The sequence below is a fragment of the Caballeronia fortuita genome (assembly GCF_001544835.2).
Taxonomy (GTDB): domain Bacteria; phylum Pseudomonadota; class Gammaproteobacteria; order Burkholderiales; family Burkholderiaceae; genus Caballeronia; species Caballeronia fortuita.
In genome coordinates this window covers 92,038-113,992 of the sequence record NZ_FCNX02000005.1, presented here as the reverse complement: position 1 = coordinate 113,992, position 21,955 = coordinate 92,038, and the positions used below count along the sequence as shown (strand labels likewise).

Below are 21,955 nucleotides of genomic sequence, written 5' to 3'. Positions count from 1 at the left end.
CGAACGGGCGCATGACTGACTCCGCGTCCGATCGCCCCACCGACTCTCTCTTCTTCGCCCTATACCCCGACCCCAGCGCCGCCGCGCGCATCGCGGAACTGGCGGCGCGGCTGCACATCGAGCACGAACTGAAGGCGAGAGCGATCCCCATCGATCGCCTGCACATCACACTGCATTATCTCGGCGCGTTCGCAGGCATTCCCGCCGATGTCCTGAAGCAAGCCCACATCGCCGCTTCGCAGATCGCGTTGCCGCCCGTCGACGTGACGCTCGACCGTATCGAGAGCTTCTCCGGCCGCCGCGCGAAACGCCCGCTGGTGCTCTCCGGCGATGTCACACAAACGCTCGCCGCGCTCGAACACACTCTCGGCACGACGCTCGAAGCCGAAGGCATCGTCGTCAAACGCCATCCGCGTTTCACACCGCACGTCACCTTGCTCTACGACGAGCATCGCATCGCGCGCGAGCCCGTGGAACCCGTCGCATGGACAGCGCGCGAGTTCGCACTCATGCGCAGCCGGCTGGGAAAATCGCAACACGAAGTCATCGCGCGCTGGCCGCTTGCGTCGTGAATAGCCGAAAACATCGAAAATAAAGGGTTTCGCGGTTTTTTCTTACGCGTTAAGGTGCGTGTATCGGAATGAATCGATTCGAAGCGCTTACATGACCCGGTCCCGCCTGCTGCACATCACGCCCGACACCCATCACGTCCAGATCGATCTCGTCTACGCGACCGATCGCAACTTCACCGGCAAACCGATCTACAAGGCGCAGCACTGCCTGCTGCTGGAACCCGCCGAAGCCGCGCTGCGCAAAGCCGTCGATATCGCGAAGAGCATCGGCACGACGCTCAGGATCTTCGACGCCTACCGCCCGCCGCAAGCGCAAAAGGTGCTGTGGGACTTCCTGCCCGATCCGACGTTCATCGCCGAACTCGGGCGCGGTTCAAACCATAGCCGCGGCACGGCCATCGATCTGACGCTCATCGATGCCGACGGCAACGAGCTCGACATGGGCACCGGTTTCGATGCGATGGTCGCCGAATCCGAACACTTTCACCTCGGCCTGCCGGAGCCCGTGCAACGCAATCGCACGCTTTTGCTCGGCGTGATGCACGGCGCCGGCTTCACGCACATCAAGAGCGAGTGGTGGCATTACGAATTGCCAGGCTCGCGCGAACTTGCTTTGATCGACAACGAAGACAGCGGCCCGCTGCGGCTCATGTAATCGAGGACCCGACATGAAACTGACTGCACTGATCGCGGCGCTGATGATCGCGTTGGCGAGCGCGCCGCCCGCGAGCGCCGCGACGCCAAAAGACATGTTCGTCATGGCCACGTTGCTCGATGAATTCACCTCGCTCGATCCCGGCGAAATCTACGAACTGGTGCCCGAAGAATACGTCGCGAACACGTATGACCGGCTCGTGCGCGTCGATCTGAAAGACCCGTCGAAATTCAATGGCGATGTCGCCGAGTCGTGGACCGTGAGCCCGGACGGTCTCACGTTCACCTTCAAGATTCGCCCCGGTCTCAAGTTCCATTCGGGCAACCCGCTCACCGCCGATGACGTCGCCTGGTCGATTGCGCGCACCGCGCTGCTCGACAAGGGCGCGGCCGCCGTGCTCGCGGGCATCGGCTTGACCAAAGCGAACGCCGCGCAGAACGTGAAGAAGATCGACGACACGACCGTCTCCATCACGACCGATCGACGTTATGCGCCGACCTTCGTGCTCAACGTGCTCGGCTCGTGGCCGGCATCGGTGGTGGATCGCAAGCTTGTCGAGTCGCATGCGAAGGGCAACGATTACGGCAACGAGTGGCTCAAGACCAACGAGGCCGGCTCGGGCGCATACAAGCTCGTGAAGTGGACCGCGAACGACAGCATCGTGCTGCAACGTTTCGACGGTTATCGCATGCCGCTCGCGATGAAGCGCATCGTGCTGCGCCACGTCACCGAAGCGGCGAGCCAGCGTCTGATGATCCAGAATGGCGATATCGACGTCGCGCGCGATCTCTCTCCCGACGATCTCGACACGCTCTCGAAGAACGGCGTCATCAAGGCGAGCGCCGTGCCGCAGGCGACGCTCATGTATCTCGGCCTCAACAACAAGAATCCGAATCTCGCGAAGCCGGAAGTCTGGGAAGCGATGAAGTGGCTCATTGACTATCAGGGCATTCAGAAGAACGTGATCCGCACGACCTACAAGGTCCACGAAGCGTTTCTGCCCGAGGGTTTTCTCGGCGCGCTGAACGAAAATCCGTATCACCAGGATGTGGCGAAGGCGAAGGCGCTGCTCGCGAAGGCGGGTCTCGCGAACGGCTTCACGGTAAAGATGGACGTGCGCAACGATTATCCGTACAGCGAAATCGCGCAGGCCGTGCAGGCCAATCTCGCGCTTGCGAACATCAAGGTGCAACTCGTGCCGAGCGACAACAAGCAGACGCTCGGACGATATCGCGCGCGGGCGCACGATATCTATATCGGCGAGTGGTCGGCGGATTACATCGATCCGCACAGCAACGCGCAGGGCTTCGCGTGGAATCCGGACAACTCGGATGCGTCGAGCTACAAGATGCTCGCGTGGCGCAACGCGTGGAACATTCCGCAACTGACGAAGGAAACCGACGCCGCGCTCGCCGAAAGCGACACGAAAAAGCGCGCGCAGCTCTACGAGAAGATGCAGCGTGAAATGCTCGCGCAGTCGCCGTTCGTCATCATGTTCCAGAAGGTGTCGCAGGTGGCGGCGCGTCCCGGCGTGACCGGTCTTGAAGTCGGGCCGATCAACGATCTCGTGTCGTATCGCAACCTCAAGAAGCAGTGAGCACGGTCACGCTCAACCGTTCGCGGCTCGGCGGCGTGCTCATCGCGCTGGCGCTCGCGCGCTGGATCGCAATGCTCGCCGTCACGTTCACGGGGCTGCTCGCGATCACGTTCTTCATCGGCCGCAAGATTCCCATCGATCCCGTGCTCGCGATTCTCGGCGACCGCGCATCCGCCGCGGCCTACGCGGCCGCGCGTCTGCGGCTCGGGCTCGACAAGCCGCTCATCGAGCAATTCGTGATCTACGCGCGCGATGTGCTGCACGGCAATCTCGGCATCTCGCTCTTGACCGCGAATCCGGTCATCGACGACATCAAGCGCGTCTTTCCCGCGACGCTCGAACTCGCGACGCTCTCGACGTTCATCGGCGTTGCGATCGGCGTGCCGCTCGGCGTCGCGGCGGCGGTGAAGCACAATCGCATCGTCGATCACATCGCGCGCGTGATCGGGCTCGCGGGCAGTTCCGTGCCCGTGTTCTGGCTCGCGCTGATGGGCCTGCTGCTCTTTTACGCGCGGCTGCATTGGGTGTCGGGGCCGGGGCGCATCGATCCGCTCTACGACGGCATGGTCGACACGCGCACGGGCAGCCTGCTCGTCGATTCGATCATCGCGGGCGAATGGGATGTCTTCAAAAACGCGTTCTCGCATATCGCGCTGCCGGCGGGCGTGCTCGCGTTCTATTCGATCGCGTATCTGTCGCGCATGACGCGCTCGTTCATGCTCGAGCAATTGAGCCAGGAATACGTGACGACGGCACGCGCGAAAGGGCTGCCCGAGCGGCGCGTGATCTGGCGGCATGCGTTCGGCAATATCGCCGTGCCGCTCCTCACGGTGATCGCGCTCGCGTACAGCTATCTGCTGGAAGGCTCCGTGCTGACGGAGATCGTGTTCGCGTGGCCGGGCATCGGCTCGTATCTGACGGGCGCGTTATTGAACGCCGACATGAACGCCGTGCTCGGCAGTACGCTCGTGATCGGCGCGACGTTCATCGCGCTCAATCTTCTGACCGACGCGCTGTATCGCGTGTTCGATCCGCGTGCGCGCTGACATGAAGGACCTTGCACAGATGAAACCGGCGCGAACGGGCTTGCGCGCGTGGCTTTCGACCGATACGCCCGCGTCGCCGCGACAGGCCGCGCTCGGGCGTGCGTATCGGCGCTGGCGGCGCTTCTCGTCGAATCCGTTGAGCATGTTCGGGCTCGCGATCTTGCTGCTTCTGATCGCGGTCGCCGCGTTCGGTCCGATGCTCGTCACGCGGGACCCGTTGCAGCAAGTGCTCGCCGAACGTCTCACGCCACCGGGCGCGGCGCACTGGTTCGGCACCGATCAACTCGGCCGCGACATTCTCTCGCGGCTGGTGCACGGCTCGCGCCTGACGCTTGCGATTGCGATGCTCGTCGTCGTGCTCGTCGTGCCGGTCGGGCTTCTGATCGGCACGTTGGCGGGCTATTGCGGCGGCATCGTCGATACGTTGTTGATGCGCGTGACCGATGTCGCGCTCGCGTTTCCCAAGATCGTTCTCGCGCTCGCGTTCGCCGCGGCGCTCGGGCCGGGCGTGCTCAACGCGGTGATCGCGCTGTCGATCACCGCGTGGCCGCCCTATGCGCGGCTCGCGCGCGCGGAGTCGCTGCGGCTCGCGCAGGCCGACTACATTCACGCGGCGCGTCTGCAGGGCGCGTCGCATCTGCGCGTGCTGCTGCGTTATATCGTGCCGCTGTGCTCGTCGTCGGTGATCGTGCGCGCGACGCTCGACATGGCGGGCATCATTCTCGCCGTCGCGGGCCTCGGCTTTCTCGGACTGGGCGCGCAGCCGCCGAGCCCGGAATGGGGCTACATGGTCGCGGCGGGCCGCAACGTGCTGCTCGACGCGTGGTGGGTCGCGACGATTCCCGGCCTCGCGATCCTCGCGGTGAGCCTTGCCTTCAACCTGCTCGGCGACGGTCTGCGCGACGTCTTCGACCCGCGGCACGGAGGCTGACATGACCGATGCGCTCGCCGAAATAGACGGCCTCGAAGTGGCCTTCGCGGGCCACGACGGCGCGCTCGTGCCCGCGGTGCGCGGCGTGTCGCTGACGGTGCGGCGCGGCGAGCGGCTCGGCATCGTCGGCGAATCGGGATCGGGCAAATCGCTGACCGGGCGCGCGCTGCTCGGGCTTTTGCCGCCCGAGGCGGAATGGTCCGCCAAGGCGCTGCACTTCGAAGGACAGGACCTGCTCGCGATGCGCCCGAAAGCGCGCCGCCGGCTGTGCGGCACGCGCATGAGCATGGTTTTGCAAGATCCGAAATATTCCCTCAATCCGGTGATGACCGTCGCGCAGCAGATGCGCGAAACCTTCGCGCGCCAAGGCGTGAAGGAAAGCGGCCGGCGCTTGCGCGAACGCATCGTGAAAGCGCTGGAAGCCGTGCACATCCACGATCCGCAGCGCGTCGCGCACGCGTATCCGCACGAACTCTCCGGCGGCATGGGCCAGCGCGTGATGATCGCGATGATGGTGTCGGCGGGCCCGAGCCTTCTCATCGCCGACGAACCCACGAGCGCGCTCGACGTGCTCGTGTCGATGCAGGTGCTCTCGGTCCTCGACGAGATGATCGCCCGCCACGATACGGGTCTCGTCTTCGTCAGCCACGACTTGCCGCTCGTAATGTCGTTCTGCGACCGCGTCGCGGTGATGTACGGCGGGCGCGTCGTCGAAACGTGCGCTGCGCGCGATCTCGTCCACGCGACGCATCCTTACACGCGCGGGCTGCTCGAAGCGAATCCCCCGCTCGACAATCCACCCGGTGAGTTGCCGACGCTGCGCCGCGACCCGGCATGGCTCGACGAAGGCACGCCGCGATGATCGAGATCGACCGCGCGCTCATTCGCTTCCGGACGAAAACCGGTCACGTCGATGCCGTGCGCGACGTGTCGTTGCGCGTGGAAACGGGCGAGGTGTTCGGGCTCGTCGGAGAATCGGGCAGCGGCAAGTCGACGCTCTTGCGCGCGCTCGCGGGACTCACGCCGCTCGCGGGCGGCAGCATGCACACCGGTTCTCGGCCCGATCGCCCCGCGCGGCGCGACGTGCAGATGGTGTTCCAGGATCCGTACGGCGCGCTGCATCCGCGCTTCACCGTCGACAAGACCTTGCGCGAGCCGCTCTCGATCAACGGCATCGGCGACGAAGACGCGCGCATTCTCGCGGCGCTCGCCGAAGTCGGCCTCGGCCCGGCGTTCCGCTTTCGCTATCCGCATCAGTTGTCGGGGGGACAGCGTCAACGCGTGTCTATTGCGCGGGCGTTGATCGTCGAACCACGCGTGTTGCTGCTCGATGAACCGACGTCCGCGCTCGACGTCTCCGTGCAGGCGGAAATTCTGAATCTGCTGCGCCGGCTGCACCGCGAACGTGATCTGACGATGATCCTCGTAAGCCACAACCTCGCGGTGATCGGCTTTCTGTGTCAGCGCGTCGCGGTGATGCGCAATGGCGAGATCGTCGAGCAACTGGGCATCGATGCCGTGCGCGCACGCAACGTCGCGCACGAATACACGCGACGGCTGCTGCGTGCGACCGAAGGCTACGTGCGCGGGCAAGGCGCGTAGTCATCGTACAAGCACAGTTGCAATGAGGCAGTCAACGAATGTTGCGCAAACGACGCATAAGGACGGCGGTAAGCCCGGTATACGGCAACGCGCGGCGAACGCGCGTGCCTTCGGCAAAAACCGCTCGCCGGCCACTGATAGAATGTGTGCTGGATTGTCGAGACGTGCCGAACAACGCGCGAGCGTGGTTTTCCGGCTGCCTTCCGACTTCGAGCTAACCAACGGAAATCGTGACAGACCGCGCCCGTTCGCGGGTGAAAGCCGGTCGTATTCCCCGATGAAATTGCTAGATGCTTTGGTCGAACAGCGGATCAACGAAGCCGCTGCGCGTGGCGAGTTCAACAACCTGCCGGGCGCGGGCGCACCGCTCAATTTCGACGACGACGTCCTCGTGCCCGAGGAAGTGCGTGTCGCCAATCGAATCCTCAAGAACGCGGGTTTCGTCCCGCCGGCCGTCGAACAGCTTCGCGCATTGCGCGGGCTTCAGGAAGAGTTCGACAAGGTGACGGACCCCGCCGCTCGCTGCCAGTTGCAGGCCAAGATGCTCGCGCTCGACATGGCGCTCGAGTCGCTGCGCGGCGGCGGCTGCGTGCCGCATGAATATCGCCGGCGCATCGCGGAGCGGCTCTCCGAGCGCGCGCAGTCGCGCGTGGCGGTGGAAGTCAAATGACCGCAATGTCGGACGCGCCCGAACCCGCGCCCGGCGCTCTCATCGCCGATTCATCCGAAAAATCTTCCGCCGAGCGCGATCGGCGCTTCATGGCGCTCGCGCAATGCGCCGCCGACGAAGCCCGCAGCGCCGGTGAGGTGCCCGTGGGCGCGGTGATCGTGCTCGGCGACGAAGTCATCGCGACCGGATTCAATCATCCGATCCGCGGACACGATCCGTCCGCGCACGCCGAAATGGCCGCGCTGCGCGCCGCCGCCGAGAAGCTTCAAAACTATCGTCTGCCAGGCTGCGAACTCTACGTGACGCTCGAGCCGTGCCTCATGTGCGCGGGCGCGATCATGCACGCGCGCATCGCCCGCGTCGTGTTCGGCGCGACGGACCCGAAGACCGGCGCGTGCGGCAGTGTCGTCGACATGTTCGCGAACGCGCAGCTCAATCATCACACGACGGTGACGGGCGGCGTGCTCGCCGACGAATGCGGGCACGCGCTCAAGAACTTCTTCGCCGAGCGGCGGCGTCTTGCGCGCGAAGAACGTGATGCGCGCCGCGCGCGTGAAGGCGGGCAGCGCGCCGCCGACTCATCTCATCCAATAACGACATCGTGAAATCACGCACCATCGAACTCGTTGCGCCTTCCGGCTATCCGCACGATCCGGCAGCAGTCGAGCGCGGCATCGGACGACTGCGCAGGGAAGGGCATCGCCTCGAAAACGTCGACGCTACGCGGCGGCGCTTCCAGCGCTTCGGCGGCACCGACGCCGAGCGCGCCGCCGATCTGAACCGTCTCGCGGATGCGTCGAGCCCTTTGCCGGACATCGTACTGGCGGTACGCGGCGGCTATGGCGCGTCACGCATTTTGCATGGCCTCGACTATCTCGGTCTGCGCCGGCTGGCCGATCAACCGGTCGCGATTGTCGGCCATAGCGATTTCACGGCAATTCAGTGCGCGCTCTTCGCCCATGCGGGCGTGAAAAGTTTCGGCGGCCCGATGTTCGCGGGCGATTTCGGCGCAGAACAGGTCAGTTCGTTCACGATGCAGCATTTCTGGAACGCGATCTCGCGTTCGAGCTTCACGGTCACGAGCAACGTGCCGCAGCGCCAGCGCGTGGACGCGACCGGCATGTTGTGGGGCGGCAATCTCGCGATTCTGGCGTCGCTCGTCGGCACGCCGTATCTGCCGCCGGTCGAGGGCGGGATTCTGTATATCGAGGATGTGAACGAGCATCCGTTCCGCATCGAACGGATGATCTATCAGCTTTATCAGGCCGGCGTGCTCGGGCGTCAGCAGGCGATCGTGATGGGCGAATTCTCCGGCGGCCGCCTCTCGGACTACGACAACGGCTATTCGCTCGACGCGATGATCGAGCAGGTCAGGTCGGTGACCGGCATTCCGGTCGTGACGGGATTGCAGTTCGGGCACGTGGAAAATCTGCTGACGCTGCCGTTCGGTGCATCCGCGCACCTTGTCGCGACGGAGCGGGGATTCACGTTGAAACTCTCCGATTACCCGCATCTGGCTTGAACAAAACGAAACGAGGCGCTCGACCGAGCGCCTTATTTTGCATGCAACGGTGCAACTAACGGTCCTAGACAGCACTCACCATGTGCATCAGGCGCACCAATTTCGTTCCTGTGATTGTCAACAAAAAAGTGCTGGCAATGCTGACAAAAACGCATGAAATTCCGTGGAAGCCTTGTCCTTCCTAGGCTTCGAAAGCATACGCAGACCAAATTTGCGCGCGCATCGGCGCGTTTTTAAAATGAATTGTTGACAATCTTTATGTCGATTCTAAGATGCTTAACATGCAAGCGAGCACATCATGTCCGACACCAAGCGTAGTGCCGCATCGAATGCTTCGGATGCCGCTTCGAACGGGGCGAATGCCGAGTCGATCGCCGAGAATATCCGCGCCGCGATCCTCGAGCATCGGCTGGCGCCGGGCGCGAAGCTGACCGAAGCGCAATTGTGCGAAGTGTTCGACGTGAAGCGCGGTCCAGTCCGCCAGGCGCTCGCGCAACTGGCGAACGAAAAGCTCGTCGATCTCGAGCCGAATCGCGGCGCGTTCGTCGCGAGTCCTTCGCTGCAGGAAGTGCATGAAGTCTTCGAGATGCGCCGCATCATCGAGCTGGCGGTCGTGGAGCGGATCGCGCAAGGGCACGGCGTACGCCGGCTGAAGTCGATCAGCGCGACGATCGGAAAAGAGCGCCGCGCTTTCGAAAGCCACGATTTCTCGTCATGGATACGGCTTTCCGGCGAGTTCCACACCGAACTCGCGGCGCTCACCGGCAACACGGTGCTGTGCGAATGCCTGTCGGGGCTCGTCGCGCGTTCGACGCTGATCTCGGCGCTGTATGAATCGCTCGGCAAGAGTTCGTGTTCGTTCGAAGATCACGAAGACATTCTCGCCGCGCTCGATGCCGGCGATGCGGCGAAAGCCGGCGTCCTGATGGCGCAACATCTGCGCGACGTCGAATTAAAGATGCTGGAGCGGCCGGCGCGCGGCGCGGTCGATCTGAAGGAAGTGTTCACGAGGCCCGTCTGACGCCGAAAAGGCGCTCGATAGATAGGGCGGAAGGGCGGCGGATCGGAGAACCCGCCATCGGCTGAATCAAGCAGGACTACTTAATCGGACACCGTGCTTTCGCGCGCATGCGCAAAGCGCGCGGAGAGTCGCACGCGCAAGGAAGCGCGGCGTGCGTCGCATCGAACAGGACGCTCGTGTGAGCGTGAAATGAAAGTCGCCGCTGGGCGGGCGTGACGGGTCAATGCCCGCGCGCTCTCGGCCGTAAGCCCAAAGGCGCAAACGCAAATCCAAAGAATGCCGCGCTGGATCGAATCATCGAGACCGCAGCGAAGGCATCCGATCGAAGCTTCACTCGGGTGTTTGCAGTTTTTTCATTACGCAAGCAGCCAATGAAGGAGACGTCATGGCCCAGTTCAGTGCATCCGGCAGTTCAGCTTTGCCGCCGCTTGAAAACGAGTATGAAGAGCAGACATCCGGACACGATCCGAACCTGCCCGCCGGTTACAGCGACCGCCTCTACAACGAGGATCTCGCGCCGCTCAAGAATCAGACCTGGGGCGCATACAACATCTTCGCGTTCTGGATGTCCGACGTGCACAGCGTCGGCGGCTACGTATTCGCGGGCAGCCTCTTCGCGCTCGGCCTGACGAGCTGGCAGGTGCTCGTATCGTTGCTGATCGGCATCGGGCTCGTGAACGTGTTGTGCAACATGATCGCGAAGCCGAGCCAGGTGGCGGGCGTGCCGTATCCCGTCGCGTGCCGTGCGACATTCGGCGTGCTCGGCGCGAACATTCCAGCGGTGATTCGCGGGTTGATCGCGGTGGCTTGGTACGGCATCCAGACGTATCTGGCGTCGAGCGCGCTCGTCATCGTCGTGCTGAAGTTCGTGCCGTCGCTGATGCCCTATGCCGATGTCCACAAGTACGGCTTCGTCGGTCTTTCGGCGCTCGGCTGGGCGGGCTTCATGCTGCTGTGGGTCTTGCAGGCCGTCGTGTTCTGGCGCGGCATGGAGATGATCAAGAAGTTCATCGACTTCGCCGGTCCCGCCGTCTATGTCGTGATGTTCATTCTCGCCGGCTACATGGTGTGGCGCGCGGGCCTCGGCAACATCGGACTGAATCTCGGCGGCGTGAAATACCACGGCATGGAAGTGATTCCCGTGATGATCACCGCGATCTCGCTCGTCGTGTCGTACTTCTCCGGCCCGATGCTCAACTTCGGCGACTTCTCGCGCTACGGCAAGAGCTTTCGCAGCGTGAAGCGCGGCAACTTCTGGGGTCTGCCGGTCAACTTCCTCGCGTTCTCGCTCGTGACCGTCATCACGACCGCGGCCACCTTGCCGGTGTTCGGCCAGCTGATCACCGATCCGGTCGAGACCGTGGGCCGCATCGATCATCCGAGCGCGGTGATCCTCGGCGCGCTGACTTTCACGATCGCAACCATCGGCATCAACATCGTCGCGAACTTCGTGTCGCCGGCTTTCGACTTCTCGAACGTCGCGCCGAAGCTCATCAGCTGGCGCATGGGCGGAATGATGGCCGCGGTGGCGTCGATCTTCATCACGCCGTGGAACCTCTTCAACAATCCGGCCGTGATCCACTACACGCTGGATATTCTCGGCAGCTTCATCGGACCTTTGTATGGCGTGCTGATTCTCGACTTCTATATGGTGAAGCGCGGCAAGCTCGCCGTCGACGATCTCTACACGGTGTCCGAAGAAGGCAAATACTGGTACACGAAGGGCGTGAATCGCCGCGCGGTGATGGCGCTCCTGCCTGCCGCCGTGATCGCGATTCTTTGCGTGATGCTGCCGTCGCTCGAAGGCGCCGCGAACTTCTCGTGGTTCATCGGTGCGGGCCTGGGCGCGGTGTTCTATTACTTCCTCGCCGACCGCAAACGCGAAGTCTGAAAAATAGACACACAGAACCTGAGAGAACCATCCAAAGCAGTGGAGAACAGCAATGCGCATCAAACTGATCAATCCGAACACGACGCAGCGCATGACCGACTCGATGGGCCGCTGCGCCCGCGAGGTCGCGGCGCCCGGCACGGAGATCGTCGCGGTGAGCCCGACGATGGGCCCGCCGTCCATCGAAGGCTACCATGACGAAGCGATCGCGTCGCTCGGACTGCTTGCCGAAGTGGAAGCGGGCGAGAGGCAGGGCTTCGACGGCTACGTGATCGCGTGCTTCGGCGACCCGGCCCTCTACGCCGCCCGCGAACTGGCGCACGGGCCGGTTATCGGCATCGCGGAGGCGGCGATGCACGCGGCGAGCGTCATCGCGCCGGGGTTTTCCGTCGTCACGACGTTGCAGCGCACGGTCGGCATGGCCTGGCACCTCGCGGAGCGCTACGGCATGACGCGCTTTTGCAAGAACGTGCGTGCGACGGATGTGCCCGTGCTCGAACTCGACGTGCCCGGATCGCCCGCGCGCCGGACGATCGTCGACGAATGCCGCCGCGCGCTCGACGAAGACGGCTCGGACGCGATCGTGCTGGGCTGCGCGGGCATGGCGGAGTTCTGCCGCGCAGTGGAGGACGCGATCGGCGCGCCGGTCGTGGAAGGCGTGACGGCGGCGGTGAAATGGGCGGAGGCGTTGATCGCACTGAGGCTGCATACGGCAAAACGCGGCGACTATGCGCGCCCGCTCACGAAACGGTACGACGGCGTGCTGTCCGATTTCAGCCCGCGCTGACGGTTTTCCGCGCCGGCACATACCGACGACGTGACCCGGAATATCTGACCTGATGTATGGGCGCGTCCGGGTCTTTTAGCTACACTGAATCGTCGACAATCCCGTTCTCCAACGCTTGAGCACAACGCCAGCCATGTCACTCGATCCTCATTACCCACGCGACCTGATCGGCTACGGCCGCCACCCGGTGCAGGCGAACTGGCCGGGACGCGCGCGCGTCGCCGTGCAATTCGTGCTCAATTACGAAGAGGGCGGCGAGAACTGCGTGCTGCATGGCGATCCGGGCTCGGAGCAGTTCCTGTCGGAGATCGTGGGCGCGGCGGCGTATCCTTCGCGCCACATGAGCATGGAGTCGATCTACGAATACGGGTCGCGCGCGGGCGTGTGGCGCATTCTGCGTGAGTTCGAGAAGCGCGGCATGCCGTTGACGATTTTCGGCGTCGGCATGGCAATCGAGCGGCATCCGGAACTGGCGAAGGCGTTCGTCGAACTGGGACACGAGATCGCGTGTCACGGCTATCGCTGGATCCACTATCAGGACATGTCGCCGGAGAAGGAAGCGGAGCACATGCGCCTCGGCATGGAAGCGATCGAGCGCGTGACGGGCGTGCGGCCGCTCGGATGGTACACCGGGCGCGACAGTCCCAATACGCATCGGCTGGTCGCGGAATACGGCGGCTTCCTGTACGACTCGGACAATTACGGCGACGACCTGCCGTTCTGGACCGAAGTCGAAGTGACGGGCGGCGAGAAGAAGCCGCATCTGATCGTGCCGTACACGCTCGACACCAACGACATGCGTTTCGCCACGCCGCAAGGCTTCAACACGGGCGAGCACTTCTTCACGTATCTGAAAGACGCGTTCGACGTGCTCTACGAAGAAGGCGACGAAGCGCCGAAGATGCTTTCCATCGGCATGCACTGCCGTTTGCTCGGCCGCCCCGGACGCTTCCGCGGCCTGCAGAAATTTCTCGATCACATCGAGAAGCACGATCGCGTGTGGGTCACGCGTCGTATCGACATCGCGCGTCACTGGCGCGAGCAACATCCTTTCGACAAAGCTAACAACGGGACGGCGGCATGAAGGCGATGCAATACACACTCGACCAACTCAACACCATGCCCGCCGACACGTTCGTGACGGTGCTCGCCGGTATCTTCGAGCATTCGCCGTGGGTGCCGGAAGCGGCGGCGCTCAAGCGTCCGTTCAAGGACATCGATGCGTTGCACGCGGCGATGTCGCATATCGTCGAAACCGCCGGCGCCGACAAGCAGCTCGCGCTCATCAACGCTCACCCGGAACTCGCGGGCAAGGCGGCGGTGCGTGGCGAACTGACCGCCGAATCGACGCGCGAGCAGAGCGGCGCGGGCCTGAGCCTCTGCACGCAGCAAGAGTTCGACCGTCTGCAATCGCTCAACACGCAGTATCGCGAGAAGTTCGGCTTTCCGTTCATTCTCGCGGTGCGCGGCTATGACCGGCACGGCATCATCGCGAACTTCGAGGAGCGCGTGAATCATGACCGCGCCGAAGAACTGCGCACGAGTCTCGACCAGATTTACCGGATCGCCGGTTTCCGATTGAACGACCTCATCGAGGCCGCTTGAGGCCGCTTAAGGCCGCCTGAGACTGCGTGCTCCGCATCACCGTAACGAACGAAAGCAAGGACAGAGACAAATGGCAATCCCCACACTCGATCCCAACGCGCCCGAATTCACGCGCCGCTATGTGAACCTTGCGGACCCGCGTCTGGGCGCGCAGGCGCTCGAGGCGAGCGACGATTTCTTCGCGCCGAAGGAACGCATGCTGAACCCGGAGCCGGCGGTGTTCATTCCCGGCAAGTACGACGATCACGGCAAGTGGATGGACGGCTGGGAAACCCGCCGCAAGCGCACGACGGGTTATGACTGGTGCATCGTCAAGCTGGCGCGTCCGGGCGTGATCAAGGGCATCGATCTCGATACGAGCCATTTCACCGGCAACTTCCCGCCGGCGGCGTCGATCGAAGGTGGCTATGCGGCCGACGGCGAGGCACCGGCACAATGGACCGAAATCGTCCCGTCGACCACGCTCCAGGGCAACAGCCACCATTATCTCGACGTCCGCGCGGAGCAGCCGTTCACGCATCTGCGCGTGAACATCTATCCCGATGGCGGCATCGCGCGTCTGCGTGTCTACGGCCAGCCGCAGCTCGACTGGAGCAACGCGGACCGCAATGAGCTCGTCGATCTCGGCGCGATGGAAAACGGCGCGTACATGGTCGGCACGAACAACCAGCACTTCGGTCTCGCATCGACCTTGCTGATGCCGGGGCGCGGCGTGAACATGGGCGACGGCTGGGAAACGCGCCGTCGTCGCGAGCCGGGCAACGACTGGTGTATCGTCGCGCTGGCGCAGCCGGGCATCATCAAGAAAGTCGAAGTCGATACCGCGCACTTCAAGGGCAACTTCCCGGACCGCTGTTCGTTGCAGGCGGCGTACGTGAAGGGCGGCACGGACAGCTCGCTCGTCACGCAGGCGATGTTCTGGCCCGTGCTGCTCGGCGAGCAGAAGCTGCAGATGGACAAGCAGCATTTCTTCGAGTCGGAAGTGGCCGCGCTCGGGCCCGTGACGCACGTGCGCTTCAACATCTACCCTGACGGCGGCGTGTCGCGTCTTCGTCTCTTCGGAACGCTCGCATCATGAAAAAGCTGGAGATCGTGCCGTTGACGCGCGCCGCGTTCGAGCCTTATGGCGATGTCATCGAGCTCGAAGGCGCGAAGCAGATTCCGATCAACCTCGGCACCACGATCCGCTTCCACGATCTGTGCAAGGTCGACGTGACGGATGGCGGCGGCCATGCCATCGTCAATCTGTTTCGCGGTCAGCCGCGCACGCTGCCGTTCGAATGCAAGATGATGGAGCGGCATCCGCTCGGCAGCCAGGCGTTCATTCCGCTCGATGACCGGCCGTATCTCGTCGTCGTCGCGCCCGCGGGCGATCTCGACGAATCGAAGATCCGCGCGTTCGTCACGAGCGGCTGGCAGGGCGTGAACTATGCGAAAGGCGTGTGGCATCATCCGCTGCTCGCGCTGGGCAAGGTGAGCGATTACATCGTCGTCGATCGCGGCGGCGGCGAAGGGCAGAATCTCAACGAGCAGGATCTGAAGGAATCGTTGTGGCTCACGCAAGAGGCGCTGCGTTAAGGCGCTTCCTTGCGGGCTGCAGGATTGAAAGGGACCGGCGCGGTATGGCCGGTCCTTTCGCTTTTGGGGCGTTAATATAGGCGATCCATTCCTGACGACCCGAACCCACGATGATCGATCTTCGCAGCGACACCGTCACCCGTCCCAGCAAGTCCATGCTCGCAGCCATGTCGGCGGCCGAAACCGGCGACGACGTCTGGGGCGACGATCCCACCGTCATCCGGCTGCAGGCCACGCTCGCGGAGCGCACGGGCAAGGAAGCGGGGCTCTTTTTCCCGAGCGGCACGCAAAGCAATCTCGCGGCGCTGATGGCGCATTGCGCGCGCGGCGACGAGTACATCGTCGGGCAGCAGGCGCACACGTACAAGTACGAAGGCGGCGGCGCGGCGGTGCTCGGCAGCATCCAGCCGCAGCCGATCGAAAACGCGCCGGACGGCTCGCTGCCGCTCGAAAAGATCGTGGCGGCGATCAAGCCCGTCGACAATCACTTCGCGCGCACGCGGCTCTTCGCGCTCGAAAACACCATCGGCGGGAAGGTGTTGCCGGCGTCGTACGTGAGCGAGGCGACGAAGCTCGCGCGCGATCGTGGTCTCGCGACCCATCTCGACGGCGCGCGCGTGTTCAACGCGGCGGTGGCATCGGACAAGGCGGTCGGCGAGTTGTGCGCGCCGTTCGATTCGGTGTCGATCTGCTTTTCGAAAGGGCTGGGCGCGCCGGTCGGTTCGGTGCTGGTCGGATCGAAGGCATTGATCGATGTCGCGGGCCGCTGGCGCAAGGTGCTCGGCGGCGGCATGCGCCAGTCGGGCGTGCTCGCCGCGGCGTGCCTGTACGCGCTGGATCATCACGTCGATGGTCTCGCGCAAGATCACGACAACGCCGCGCATCTCGCCGCCGGCCTCGCGCGCATCGACGCGATCAAGGTGCAGTCGCACGCGACGAATATGGTTTTCGCGCAGATTCCCGGGCCGCATTGCGCGCCGCTCGAGGCGTTTCTGAAGGAGCGCGGCATTCTCATGCAGATGCTGTATGCGTCGCGCTTCGTCACGCATCGCGATGTGTCGCGCGCGGATATCGACACCGTCGTTCGCGCGATGCAGGATTACTTCGCGCGCTGAATGAAAAATGCCCCGCTTCGAACGAAGCGAGGCAATTCGGCGAAACAGAAGCGGGAAGGCTTATTCGACCGCGCCGCCCGCGAACCATGCGGCGACCTTCTGGCGCTCCGCATCGGTCATCTGCGTGACGTTGCCGAGCGGCATCGCCTTCAGCGTCACAGCTTGCTGATGCACGCGCTGCGCGTTCTGCTTGATCTCGGCGGGCGTATCGAGCAACACGCCGGCGGGCGCGCTGCCCATCATCGTCGGATGCGCGGAGTGGCACGTCGCGCAGCGTTGCTGGATGATCGGCTGGATGTCGGAGACCTTGATCGTCGGCGCGCCGGCGGCTTGCGCGACGGGCACGGTCGGCGCGGGCATCGTCCATGCAAACGCGCCGAGGACCAGCACGAGACCCGCGACCGGCATGTACCACAGCACCTGGCCGCGATGGCGCATCACGAAGAACTGACGGATCAGCGCGCCGGCCAGCATGATGAGCACGAGGATCAGCCAGTTGAACTTGTGCGTGTAGGTCATCGCGTAGTGATTCGACAGCATCGCGAACACGACCGGCAGCGTGAAGTACGTGTTGTGCACGGAGCGCTGCTTGCCGCGCTTGCCGTAGATCGCGTTCGGCGTCTCGCCCTTCAGCATCGCGGCGACCATCTTGCGCTGGCCCGGAATGATGACGAAGAACACGTTCGCCGACATGATCGTCGCGATCATCGCGCCGGTGATCAGATACGCCGCGCGGCCCGCGAACACATGACACGCGATGAACGCCGCGATCAACACGTAGATGCCCACGCAGATGCCGAGCAGCTTGTCGTTGGTGCCGAGCACGCGGCACAGCGTGTCGTACACGATCCAGCCGGCCATCAGGAAGCCGAGTGCGGCCGATACGGCGACGACCGGGCCCATGTCGAGCACGCTCTTGTCGATGAGATACGTGCTCGGCGACATCAGATACAGCACGAAGAAGAGGCCGAAGCCCGACATCCACGTGGTGTACGACGGCCAGAACGACCAGTGCAGGTTCTCCGGCATGTCCTGCGGCGCGACGGAATACTTCTGCATGTGATAGAAGCCGCCGCCGTGGACGTGCCAGAAGTCGCCGAAGACGCCGCGACGGCGCGCGTTCGGGTCCGTGGGCGGTTTCAAACTGTTGTCGAGCGCGACGAAATAGAACGATTCGCCGATCCATGCAATCGCGACGATGACGTGCAGACAGCGCAATACGAGATTGAGCCAGTCGGTGACAAAGCCTTCCATGTACTCCTCCAACTACCGATTCGTTATGTGCTTGCGGGGTTCAAGCTGTGTTTTGGCTTCCGTTCGCGCAGCTCAACTGCCGCGATACGTGCTGTACGCCCACGGCGACACGAGCAGCGGCACGTGATAGTGCGACGAAGCATCCGCGATGCCGAAGCGCAGCACGACGCGATCGACGAAGCGCGGCTCGGGCACTTTGACGCCGAGCGTGGCGAAGTAATCGCCTGCATGGAACACGAGTTCGTATTCGCCGGTTTCGAATTCGGCGCCTTCGAGCAGCGGCGCATCCGCGCGGCCGTCGTCGTTCGTGTGGATGGTCTTGATCGCGCGGCGGGCGTCGCCGTTGAGCGCGAACAGCTCGACTTTGAGGTTCGCGCCCGGGCGGCCGTGCGCGGTGTCGAGGACGTGGGTAGTGAGCTTGCCCATTCGCAGTTTCCTTGAGTTGTGCGAGATCCGGCTTTGCGCATCGATCCGAAATTCGGCACCTGATTACTCGAGGTGCGTCAGCGGCGGATCGAGGCTCCACGTCAGTGGCTACATACCCGTCGGCGTTTCAGATGCGCGCCGTGTACAGCATTGTAGGAATTTGAGACGCGCTGTGCGACCGCGATAGGAAAGATAATGCCCAACGCATGACAGCGGGGCGTAAGCCTTGCCGCACGGACCCGGCCGCGTTTTCTTCCGGCGTTTTCGGCGATGCTACCCGCGCCAATATTCGGGAATATATTGCGGCCGTGAAGATGACTATGACGGACGCTTGATTGCGCACGATTTTTTGGCTGCTGACAGTAGCGGTGCGCGCGATATCGATCGATATTTGCGGCGTCCCGAAGACGGCGGCCGACGCTGGGTAACCGGGGCTTTTCACTGGTTCCCGACTCTTCAATGGAGATTTAGCCGATGCCACGCAGTCTTTTGGTCAAGAACGCCCGCATGCTCGTCACGATGGACGAAGACCGCCGCGAAATCGCCGATGGCGGTCTTTATATCGAGGACAACCGCATCGTTCAGGTCGGACCGACGAGCGAACTGCCGTCTTCCGCCGACGAAGTGCTCGACATGAGCGGACATCTCGTGATTCCGGGCCTCGTCAACACGCACCATCACATGTATCAGAGCCTGACGCGCGCGATTCCCGCCGCGCAGAACGCCGAGCTTTTTGGCTGGCTCACGAATCTTTACAAGATCTGGGCGCATCTGACGCCCGAGATGATCCATGTGTCGACGAAGACCGCGATGGCGGAGTTGCTGCTCTCCGGCTGCACGACATCGAGCGATCATCTGTATATCTATCCGAACGGCAGCCGGCTCGACGACAGCATCGAGGCGGCGCGCGAGATCGGCATGCGTTTTCACGCGGCGCGCGGCAGCATGAGCGTCGGACAGAAGGATGGCGGCTTGCCGCCCGATTCGGTCGTCGAAAAGGAAGACGCGATTCTGAAGGACTCGCAGCGCCTGATCGAGACGTATCACGACGAAGGCCGATACGCGATGCTGCGCGTGGTGGTCGCGCCGTGTTCGCCGTTCTCGGTGAGCCGCGAACTGATGCGCGATGCGGCGCTGCTCGCGCGCGAGTACGGCGTGTCGCTGCACACGCATCTGGCCGAGAACCTGAACGATGTCGCGTATAGCCGCGAGAAGTTCGGCATGACGCCGGCCGAGTATGCGGAGGATCTCGGGTGGGTCGGGCATGACGTGTGGCATGCGCATTGTGTGCAGCTGGACAAGCCGGGCATCGATCTTTTTGCGCGCACGGGGACGGGCGTCGCGCATTGTCCGTGCTCGAACATGCGGCTCGCGTCGGGCATCGCGCCGATTCGTGCGATGCGCGATGCGGGCGTGCCGGTGGGCATCGGCGTGGATGGATCGGCATCGAACGATGGCGCGCAGATGGTTGCCGAAGTGCGGCAGGCTTTGTTGCTGCAACGCGTTGGCTTCGGCCCGGACGCGATGACGGCCCGCGAGGCGCTGGAGATTGCCACGCTGGGCGGCGCCAGGGTTTTGAATCGCGATGATATTGGCTCGCTCGCGCCGGGCATGGCGGCGGATTTCGTTTCTTTCGATCTTGCTCAGGTCGCGTTTGCCGGGGGGCTTTCCGATCCTGTTGCGGCGCTGGTGTTTTGTGCGCCTTCGCAGGTGTCGACTAGTGTTATCGATGGGAAGGTTGTGGTGAAGGATGGGCGGTTGACTACGGTGGATCTCGGCGCGGTCGTCGAGCGCCATAATCGTCTGGCGCGGGATTTGGTTTTGGCATCTTCTTCGGGTTCTTGAGCGTTTTTTGTTCGGAGAACTTGCTTTCTTTTTGGTTCATTAGCGCTGCCCCTGTGCGGGGCGGCAGTCACTTTCTTTGCTGCTGCAAAGAAAGTAACCAAAGAAAGCAGCTTTTCAGGCCCGCGGTCACACGCAGTTTGGGTAGTCCTCTCGTCCAAGGTGGCACTCGCCTAAAGAGTGCCCTCGTGAGACCAAGCGGGCTTGGCTCGCGGACGGTCTGACGTGCCGTACCGCCAAGTGTGCTGGTTCAGCACGAAACGGTTCCGGCACAGCGCTACGCGCTGCCGCCGGGTGTGCGCGGGAAACCGATGGTGCGCGTGCGCATCGAGATGGCGGCTCTAGGAAGAGGCACACGCAAACCCGATCAACCCATCGGCCGCGAAGCGGGCCGGAGCTTTTTGGTGCTGAACCCGCGCGCGGAACGAACTAGCTAGTCAGACCGTGCGCGAGCCAAGCTGGGTGAATATGATGAGGGCACACGTTAGGCGAGTGCCAGGGTGGATGAGAGGACTACCCAACGTGCGTATGACCGCGGGCGTAACAGAAGCTGCTTTCTTTGGTTACTTTCTTTGCAGCAGCAAAGAAAGTGACTGCCGCCCCGCACAGGGGCAGAGCCAATAGACCGACGCGAAAACAAGTTCCACCCCGAAACAAAGCAAAGAAACAAAGCAAAGAACCAAGCAAAAAACCAATCAAGGCTGATCGATCAAAGAGCGAGTCGCCTCCGCGACAAGTCCCCGTAACCATCGAACCTCATCCGAATAATGACACCGCTCATGCCACAACTGGTAATACTGCATAGGCGGAAAATCGAGCGGCGCGGGCACGACCGCGAGCGGCAGAAACCGCGCGTAATGATCCGCAAAAAGCCGCGTCGTCGTGAAGACGAGATCGGACTTGATCAGCACGTAAGGCGCGAGATTGAAGTAAGGCAGCGTCACGACGACATGACGCTTCAACCGCTCCCGCGCGAGATGCACATCGATCGCGCCGCGTTGGCCGACGGAATAGGGCGTCGGCGCAAGATGCGGCGCGTTCAGATACTGATCGAGCGTCAGCCCGCCGCGCTTCGCGAAGGGATGCGTATTGCTCACAAGACACACGATCTTGTCGACAAACAGGTTGGAAAGGTGCAACTGCTCGGGCGGCTCCGGCCAGTTGCCGACGACGATGTCGAGCTTGCCATCCTCGAGCGCGAGCTCGTAATCGAACGCGGGACCGAGCGAATGAAACTCCAGCGTGGCATTGGGCGCGGCCTGCCGGAATCGTTCGACGACAGTCGGCACGAACAGCACGTTCAGATAGTCCGGACAACCAATGCGATAACACCGCACCGAAGTGGAAGGATCGAAATTGTGCTGCTGAACCTTGATGCGCTCGATTTCGCGCAGCGCGTTCTGCGTCGGCTCCAGCAGGCGCAGACCGTATTCGGTCGGCACCATGCCCGACTTGCCGCGCACGAGAAGCGGGTCGCCCGTGATGTCGCGCAGCCGGCGCAGCGCGGCACTGATGGCAGGTTGCGACTGATTGAGCTTGACGGCCGCGCGCGTCACGCTGCGCTCCATCAAGAGGGTATGCAAGACGCGCAATAGATACGTATCGATCGCCTCGCGTTGCTGACTCATGTTATCTCCACTATATGTTCTGGCTGATCGATGCGGGGGTGTCGCATATCATTTTTAATATGACGCAAAAATTTCGTCAAGGTGTGGGTTACCCGCAAATATTGGCTTGGCAGCACACAACACATAATTTTGAGTTATCGACTTAGCGTCGCGAATTCTGTAAATTCTGCCCGCGATATGAGTAAGTGCGACATGACGCTGTCTCACGCTCTT

At 63.0% G+C, this 21,955-nt stretch carries 22 protein-coding genes; 19 read left to right on the top strand and 3 right to left on the bottom strand.

Annotated elements, in window-relative coordinates; translation table 11 throughout:
* The first annotated feature begins 11 nt into the window (after nucleotides 1-11).
* The 18 genes from thpR to ltaE all read left to right on the top strand — a co-directional run bounded on the left by thpR (nucleotide 12) and on the right by ltaE (nucleotide 16,592).
* Nucleotides 12-572, top strand: coding sequence for an RNA 2',3'-cyclic phosphodiesterase (gene thpR, locus AWB77_RS11515; protein ID WP_061134797.1), 561 nt, complete (start codon nucleotides 12-14; stop codon nucleotides 570-572).
* 91 nt (nucleotides 573-663) lie between these two features.
* Nucleotides 664-1,227 (top strand): D-alanyl-D-alanine dipeptidase, encoded by a 564-nt coding sequence (ddpX, locus tag AWB77_RS11510; protein WP_061134570.1) that lies wholly within the window; start codon nucleotides 664-666, stop codon nucleotides 1,225-1,227.
* Nucleotides 1,228-1,240: 13 nt separating this feature from the next.
* Nucleotides 1,241-2,824 carry an ABC transporter substrate-binding protein gene (locus AWB77_RS11505; protein ID WP_061134569.1) on the top strand — a complete coding sequence of 528 codons (1,584 nt, stop codon included), beginning with the start codon at nucleotides 1,241-1,243 and terminating at the stop codon, nucleotides 2,822-2,824.
* Between the two features lie 71 nt (nucleotides 2,825-2,895).
* Entirely contained in the window at nucleotides 2,896-3,870 is a 975-nt protein-coding gene (locus tag AWB77_RS11500; protein WP_244158533.1) for an ABC transporter permease, read from the top strand.
* Between the two features lie 19 nt (nucleotides 3,871-3,889).
* Complete coding sequence (gene nikC, locus AWB77_RS11495) at nucleotides 3,890-4,801, top strand: nickel transporter permease (protein WP_061134796.1); 912 nt, start codon at nucleotides 3,890-3,892, stop codon at nucleotides 4,799-4,801.
* 1 nt (nucleotide 4,802) lies between these two features.
* Nucleotides 4,803-5,663, top strand: coding sequence for an ABC transporter ATP-binding protein (locus tag AWB77_RS11490; protein ID WP_061134567.1), 861 nt, complete (start codon nucleotides 4,803-4,805; stop codon nucleotides 5,661-5,663).
* Entirely contained in the window at nucleotides 5,660-6,403 is a 744-nt protein-coding gene (locus AWB77_RS11485; protein ID WP_061134566.1) for an ABC transporter ATP-binding protein, read from the top strand. Before AWB77_RS11490 ends, AWB77_RS11485 begins: the two co-directional genes overlap by 4 nt.
* A gap of 277 nt (nucleotides 6,404-6,680) precedes the next feature.
* On the top strand, nucleotides 6,681-7,073 hold the full coding sequence (locus AWB77_RS11480; protein WP_061134565.1) for a DnaJ family domain-containing protein: 393 nt from the start codon (nucleotides 6,681-6,683) through the stop codon (nucleotides 7,071-7,073).
* Nucleotides 7,070-7,678 carry a tRNA adenosine(34) deaminase TadA gene (gene tadA, locus AWB77_RS11475; RefSeq protein ID WP_074168876.1) on the top strand — a complete coding sequence of 203 codons (609 nt, stop codon included), beginning with the start codon at nucleotides 7,070-7,072 and terminating at the stop codon, nucleotides 7,676-7,678. Before AWB77_RS11480 ends, tadA begins: the two co-directional genes overlap by 4 nt.
* On the top strand, nucleotides 7,672-8,595 hold the full coding sequence (ldcA, locus tag AWB77_RS11470) for a muramoyltetrapeptide carboxypeptidase (protein WP_208601515.1): 924 nt from the start codon (nucleotides 7,672-7,674) through the stop codon (nucleotides 8,593-8,595). Before tadA ends, ldcA begins: the two co-directional genes overlap by 7 nt.
* A 298-nt stretch (nucleotides 8,596-8,893) precedes the next feature.
* Nucleotides 8,894-9,616 carry a GntR family transcriptional regulator gene (locus AWB77_RS11465; protein WP_061134563.1) on the top strand — a complete coding sequence of 241 codons (723 nt, stop codon included), beginning with the start codon at nucleotides 8,894-8,896 and terminating at the stop codon, nucleotides 9,614-9,616.
* Nucleotides 9,617-10,001: 385 nt separating this feature from the next.
* Nucleotides 10,002-11,507 (top strand): NCS1 family nucleobase:cation symporter-1, encoded by a 1,506-nt coding sequence (locus tag AWB77_RS11460; RefSeq protein ID WP_061134562.1) that lies wholly within the window; start codon nucleotides 10,002-10,004, stop codon nucleotides 11,505-11,507.
* 52 nt (nucleotides 11,508-11,559) lie between these two features.
* Nucleotides 11,560-12,294, top strand: a complete 735-nt coding sequence (locus AWB77_RS11455) for an aspartate/glutamate racemase family protein (protein ID WP_061134561.1) — start codon at nucleotides 11,560-11,562, stop codon at nucleotides 12,292-12,294.
* A gap of 133 nt (nucleotides 12,295-12,427) precedes the next feature.
* A complete protein-coding gene (puuE, locus tag AWB77_RS11450; RefSeq protein ID WP_061134560.1) occupies nucleotides 12,428-13,378 on the top strand; it encodes an allantoinase PuuE in 951 nt (316 codons plus the stop codon).
* Nucleotides 13,375-13,899 carry a 2-oxo-4-hydroxy-4-carboxy-5-ureidoimidazoline decarboxylase gene (gene uraD, locus AWB77_RS11445; protein ID WP_061134559.1) on the top strand — a complete coding sequence of 175 codons (525 nt, stop codon included), beginning with the start codon at nucleotides 13,375-13,377 and terminating at the stop codon, nucleotides 13,897-13,899. The genes puuE and uraD overlap by 4 nt, the downstream gene beginning before the upstream one ends.
* Nucleotides 13,900-13,969: 70 nt before the next feature.
* Complete coding sequence (gene alc, locus AWB77_RS11440; RefSeq protein WP_061134558.1) at nucleotides 13,970-14,977, top strand: allantoicase; 1,008 nt, start codon at nucleotides 13,970-13,972, stop codon at nucleotides 14,975-14,977.
* The gene (locus tag AWB77_RS11435) at nucleotides 14,974-15,477 is read left to right on the top strand and encodes an ureidoglycolate lyase (protein ID WP_061134557.1); all 504 of its coding nucleotides are present in this window, start codon (nucleotides 14,974-14,976) and stop codon (nucleotides 15,475-15,477) included. Before alc ends, AWB77_RS11435 begins: the two co-directional genes overlap by 4 nt.
* 110 nt (nucleotides 15,478-15,587) lie before the next feature.
* Complete coding sequence (ltaE, locus tag AWB77_RS11430) at nucleotides 15,588-16,592, top strand: low-specificity L-threonine aldolase (protein WP_061134556.1); 1,005 nt, start codon at nucleotides 15,588-15,590, stop codon at nucleotides 16,590-16,592.
* A gap of 60 nt (nucleotides 16,593-16,652) precedes the next feature.
* Here the strand turns inward: ltaE and AWB77_RS11425 are convergent, their stop codons facing one another.
* Nucleotides 16,653-17,846 (bottom strand): urate hydroxylase PuuD, encoded by a 1,194-nt coding sequence (locus tag AWB77_RS11425; protein WP_061134555.1) that lies wholly within the window; start codon nucleotides 17,844-17,846, stop codon nucleotides 16,653-16,655.
* Nucleotides 17,847-17,918: 72 nt separating this feature from the next.
* Nucleotides 17,919-18,272 carry a hydroxyisourate hydrolase gene (gene uraH / locus AWB77_RS11420; protein ID WP_061134554.1) on the bottom strand — a complete coding sequence of 118 codons (354 nt, stop codon included), beginning with the start codon at nucleotides 18,270-18,272 and terminating at the stop codon, nucleotides 17,919-17,921.
* Between the two features lie 474 nt (nucleotides 18,273-18,746).
* On the opposite strand from uraH, the gene AWB77_RS11415 reads away from it, so the two are divergent.
* Nucleotides 18,747-20,117, top strand: coding sequence for an 8-oxoguanine deaminase (locus tag AWB77_RS11415; RefSeq protein ID WP_061134553.1), 1,371 nt, complete (start codon nucleotides 18,747-18,749; stop codon nucleotides 20,115-20,117).
* A 692-nt stretch (nucleotides 20,118-20,809) separates the two neighbouring features.
* Here AWB77_RS11415 and AWB77_RS11410 read toward each other — a convergent pair.
* A complete protein-coding gene (locus AWB77_RS11410) occupies nucleotides 20,810-21,742 on the bottom strand; it encodes a LysR substrate-binding domain-containing protein (protein WP_008349998.1) in 933 nt (310 codons plus the stop codon).
* Nucleotides 21,743-21,955: the final 213 nt, after the last annotated feature.

Bases quoted from the DNA above. Each gene is read 5' to 3' on its own strand.
- AWB77_RS11415 (WP_061134553.1), top strand. From the start codon at position 18,747: ATGCCACGCAGTCTTTTGGTCAAGAACGCCCGCATGCTCGTCACGATG.
- puuE (WP_061134560.1), top strand. From the start codon at position 12,428: ATGTCACTCGATCCTCATTACCCACGCGACCTGATCGGCTACGGCCGC.
- AWB77_RS11490 (WP_061134567.1), top strand. From the start codon at position 4,803: ATGACCGATGCGCTCGCCGAAATAGACGGCCTCGAAGTGGCCTTCGCG.
- AWB77_RS11435 (WP_061134557.1), top strand. From the start codon at position 14,974: ATGAAAAAGCTGGAGATCGTGCCGTTGACGCGCGCCGCGTTCGAGCCT.
- nikC (WP_061134796.1), top strand. From the start codon at position 3,890: ATGAAACCGGCGCGAACGGGCTTGCGCGCGTGGCTTTCGACCGATACG.
- AWB77_RS11500 (WP_244158533.1), top strand. From the start codon at position 2,896: ATGCTCGCCGTCACGTTCACGGGGCTGCTCGCGATCACGTTCTTCATC.
- alc (WP_061134558.1), top strand. From the start codon at position 13,970: ATGGCAATCCCCACACTCGATCCCAACGCGCCCGAATTCACGCGCCGC.
- tadA (WP_074168876.1), top strand. From the start codon at position 7,070: ATGACCGCAATGTCGGACGCGCCCGAACCCGCGCCCGGCGCTCTCATC.
- ltaE (WP_061134556.1), top strand. From the start codon at position 15,588: ATGATCGATCTTCGCAGCGACACCGTCACCCGTCCCAGCAAGTCCATG.
- uraH (WP_061134554.1), bottom strand. From the start codon at position 18,272: ATGGGCAAGCTCACTACCCACGTCCTCGACACCGCGCACGGCCGCCCG.
- AWB77_RS11465 (WP_061134563.1), top strand. From the start codon at position 8,894: ATGTCCGACACCAAGCGTAGTGCCGCATCGAATGCTTCGGATGCCGCT.
- AWB77_RS11480 (WP_061134565.1), top strand. From the start codon at position 6,681: ATGAAATTGCTAGATGCTTTGGTCGAACAGCGGATCAACGAAGCCGCT.
- uraD (WP_061134559.1), top strand. From the start codon at position 13,375: ATGAAGGCGATGCAATACACACTCGACCAACTCAACACCATGCCCGCC.
- AWB77_RS11410 (WP_008349998.1), bottom strand. From the start codon at position 21,742: ATGAGTCAGCAACGCGAGGCGATCGATACGTATCTATTGCGCGTCTTG.
- AWB77_RS11455 (WP_061134561.1), top strand. From the start codon at position 11,560: ATGCGCATCAAACTGATCAATCCGAACACGACGCAGCGCATGACCGAC.
- AWB77_RS11485 (WP_061134566.1), top strand. From the start codon at position 5,660: ATGATCGAGATCGACCGCGCGCTCATTCGCTTCCGGACGAAAACCGGT.
- thpR (WP_061134797.1), top strand. From the start codon at position 12: ATGACTGACTCCGCGTCCGATCGCCCCACCGACTCTCTCTTCTTCGCC.
- AWB77_RS11460 (WP_061134562.1), top strand. From the start codon at position 10,002: ATGGCCCAGTTCAGTGCATCCGGCAGTTCAGCTTTGCCGCCGCTTGAA.
- ddpX (WP_061134570.1), top strand. From the start codon at position 664: ATGACCCGGTCCCGCCTGCTGCACATCACGCCCGACACCCATCACGTC.
- AWB77_RS11505 (WP_061134569.1), top strand. From the start codon at position 1,241: ATGAAACTGACTGCACTGATCGCGGCGCTGATGATCGCGTTGGCGAGC.
- AWB77_RS11425 (WP_061134555.1), bottom strand. From the start codon at position 17,846: ATGGAAGGCTTTGTCACCGACTGGCTCAATCTCGTATTGCGCTGTCTG.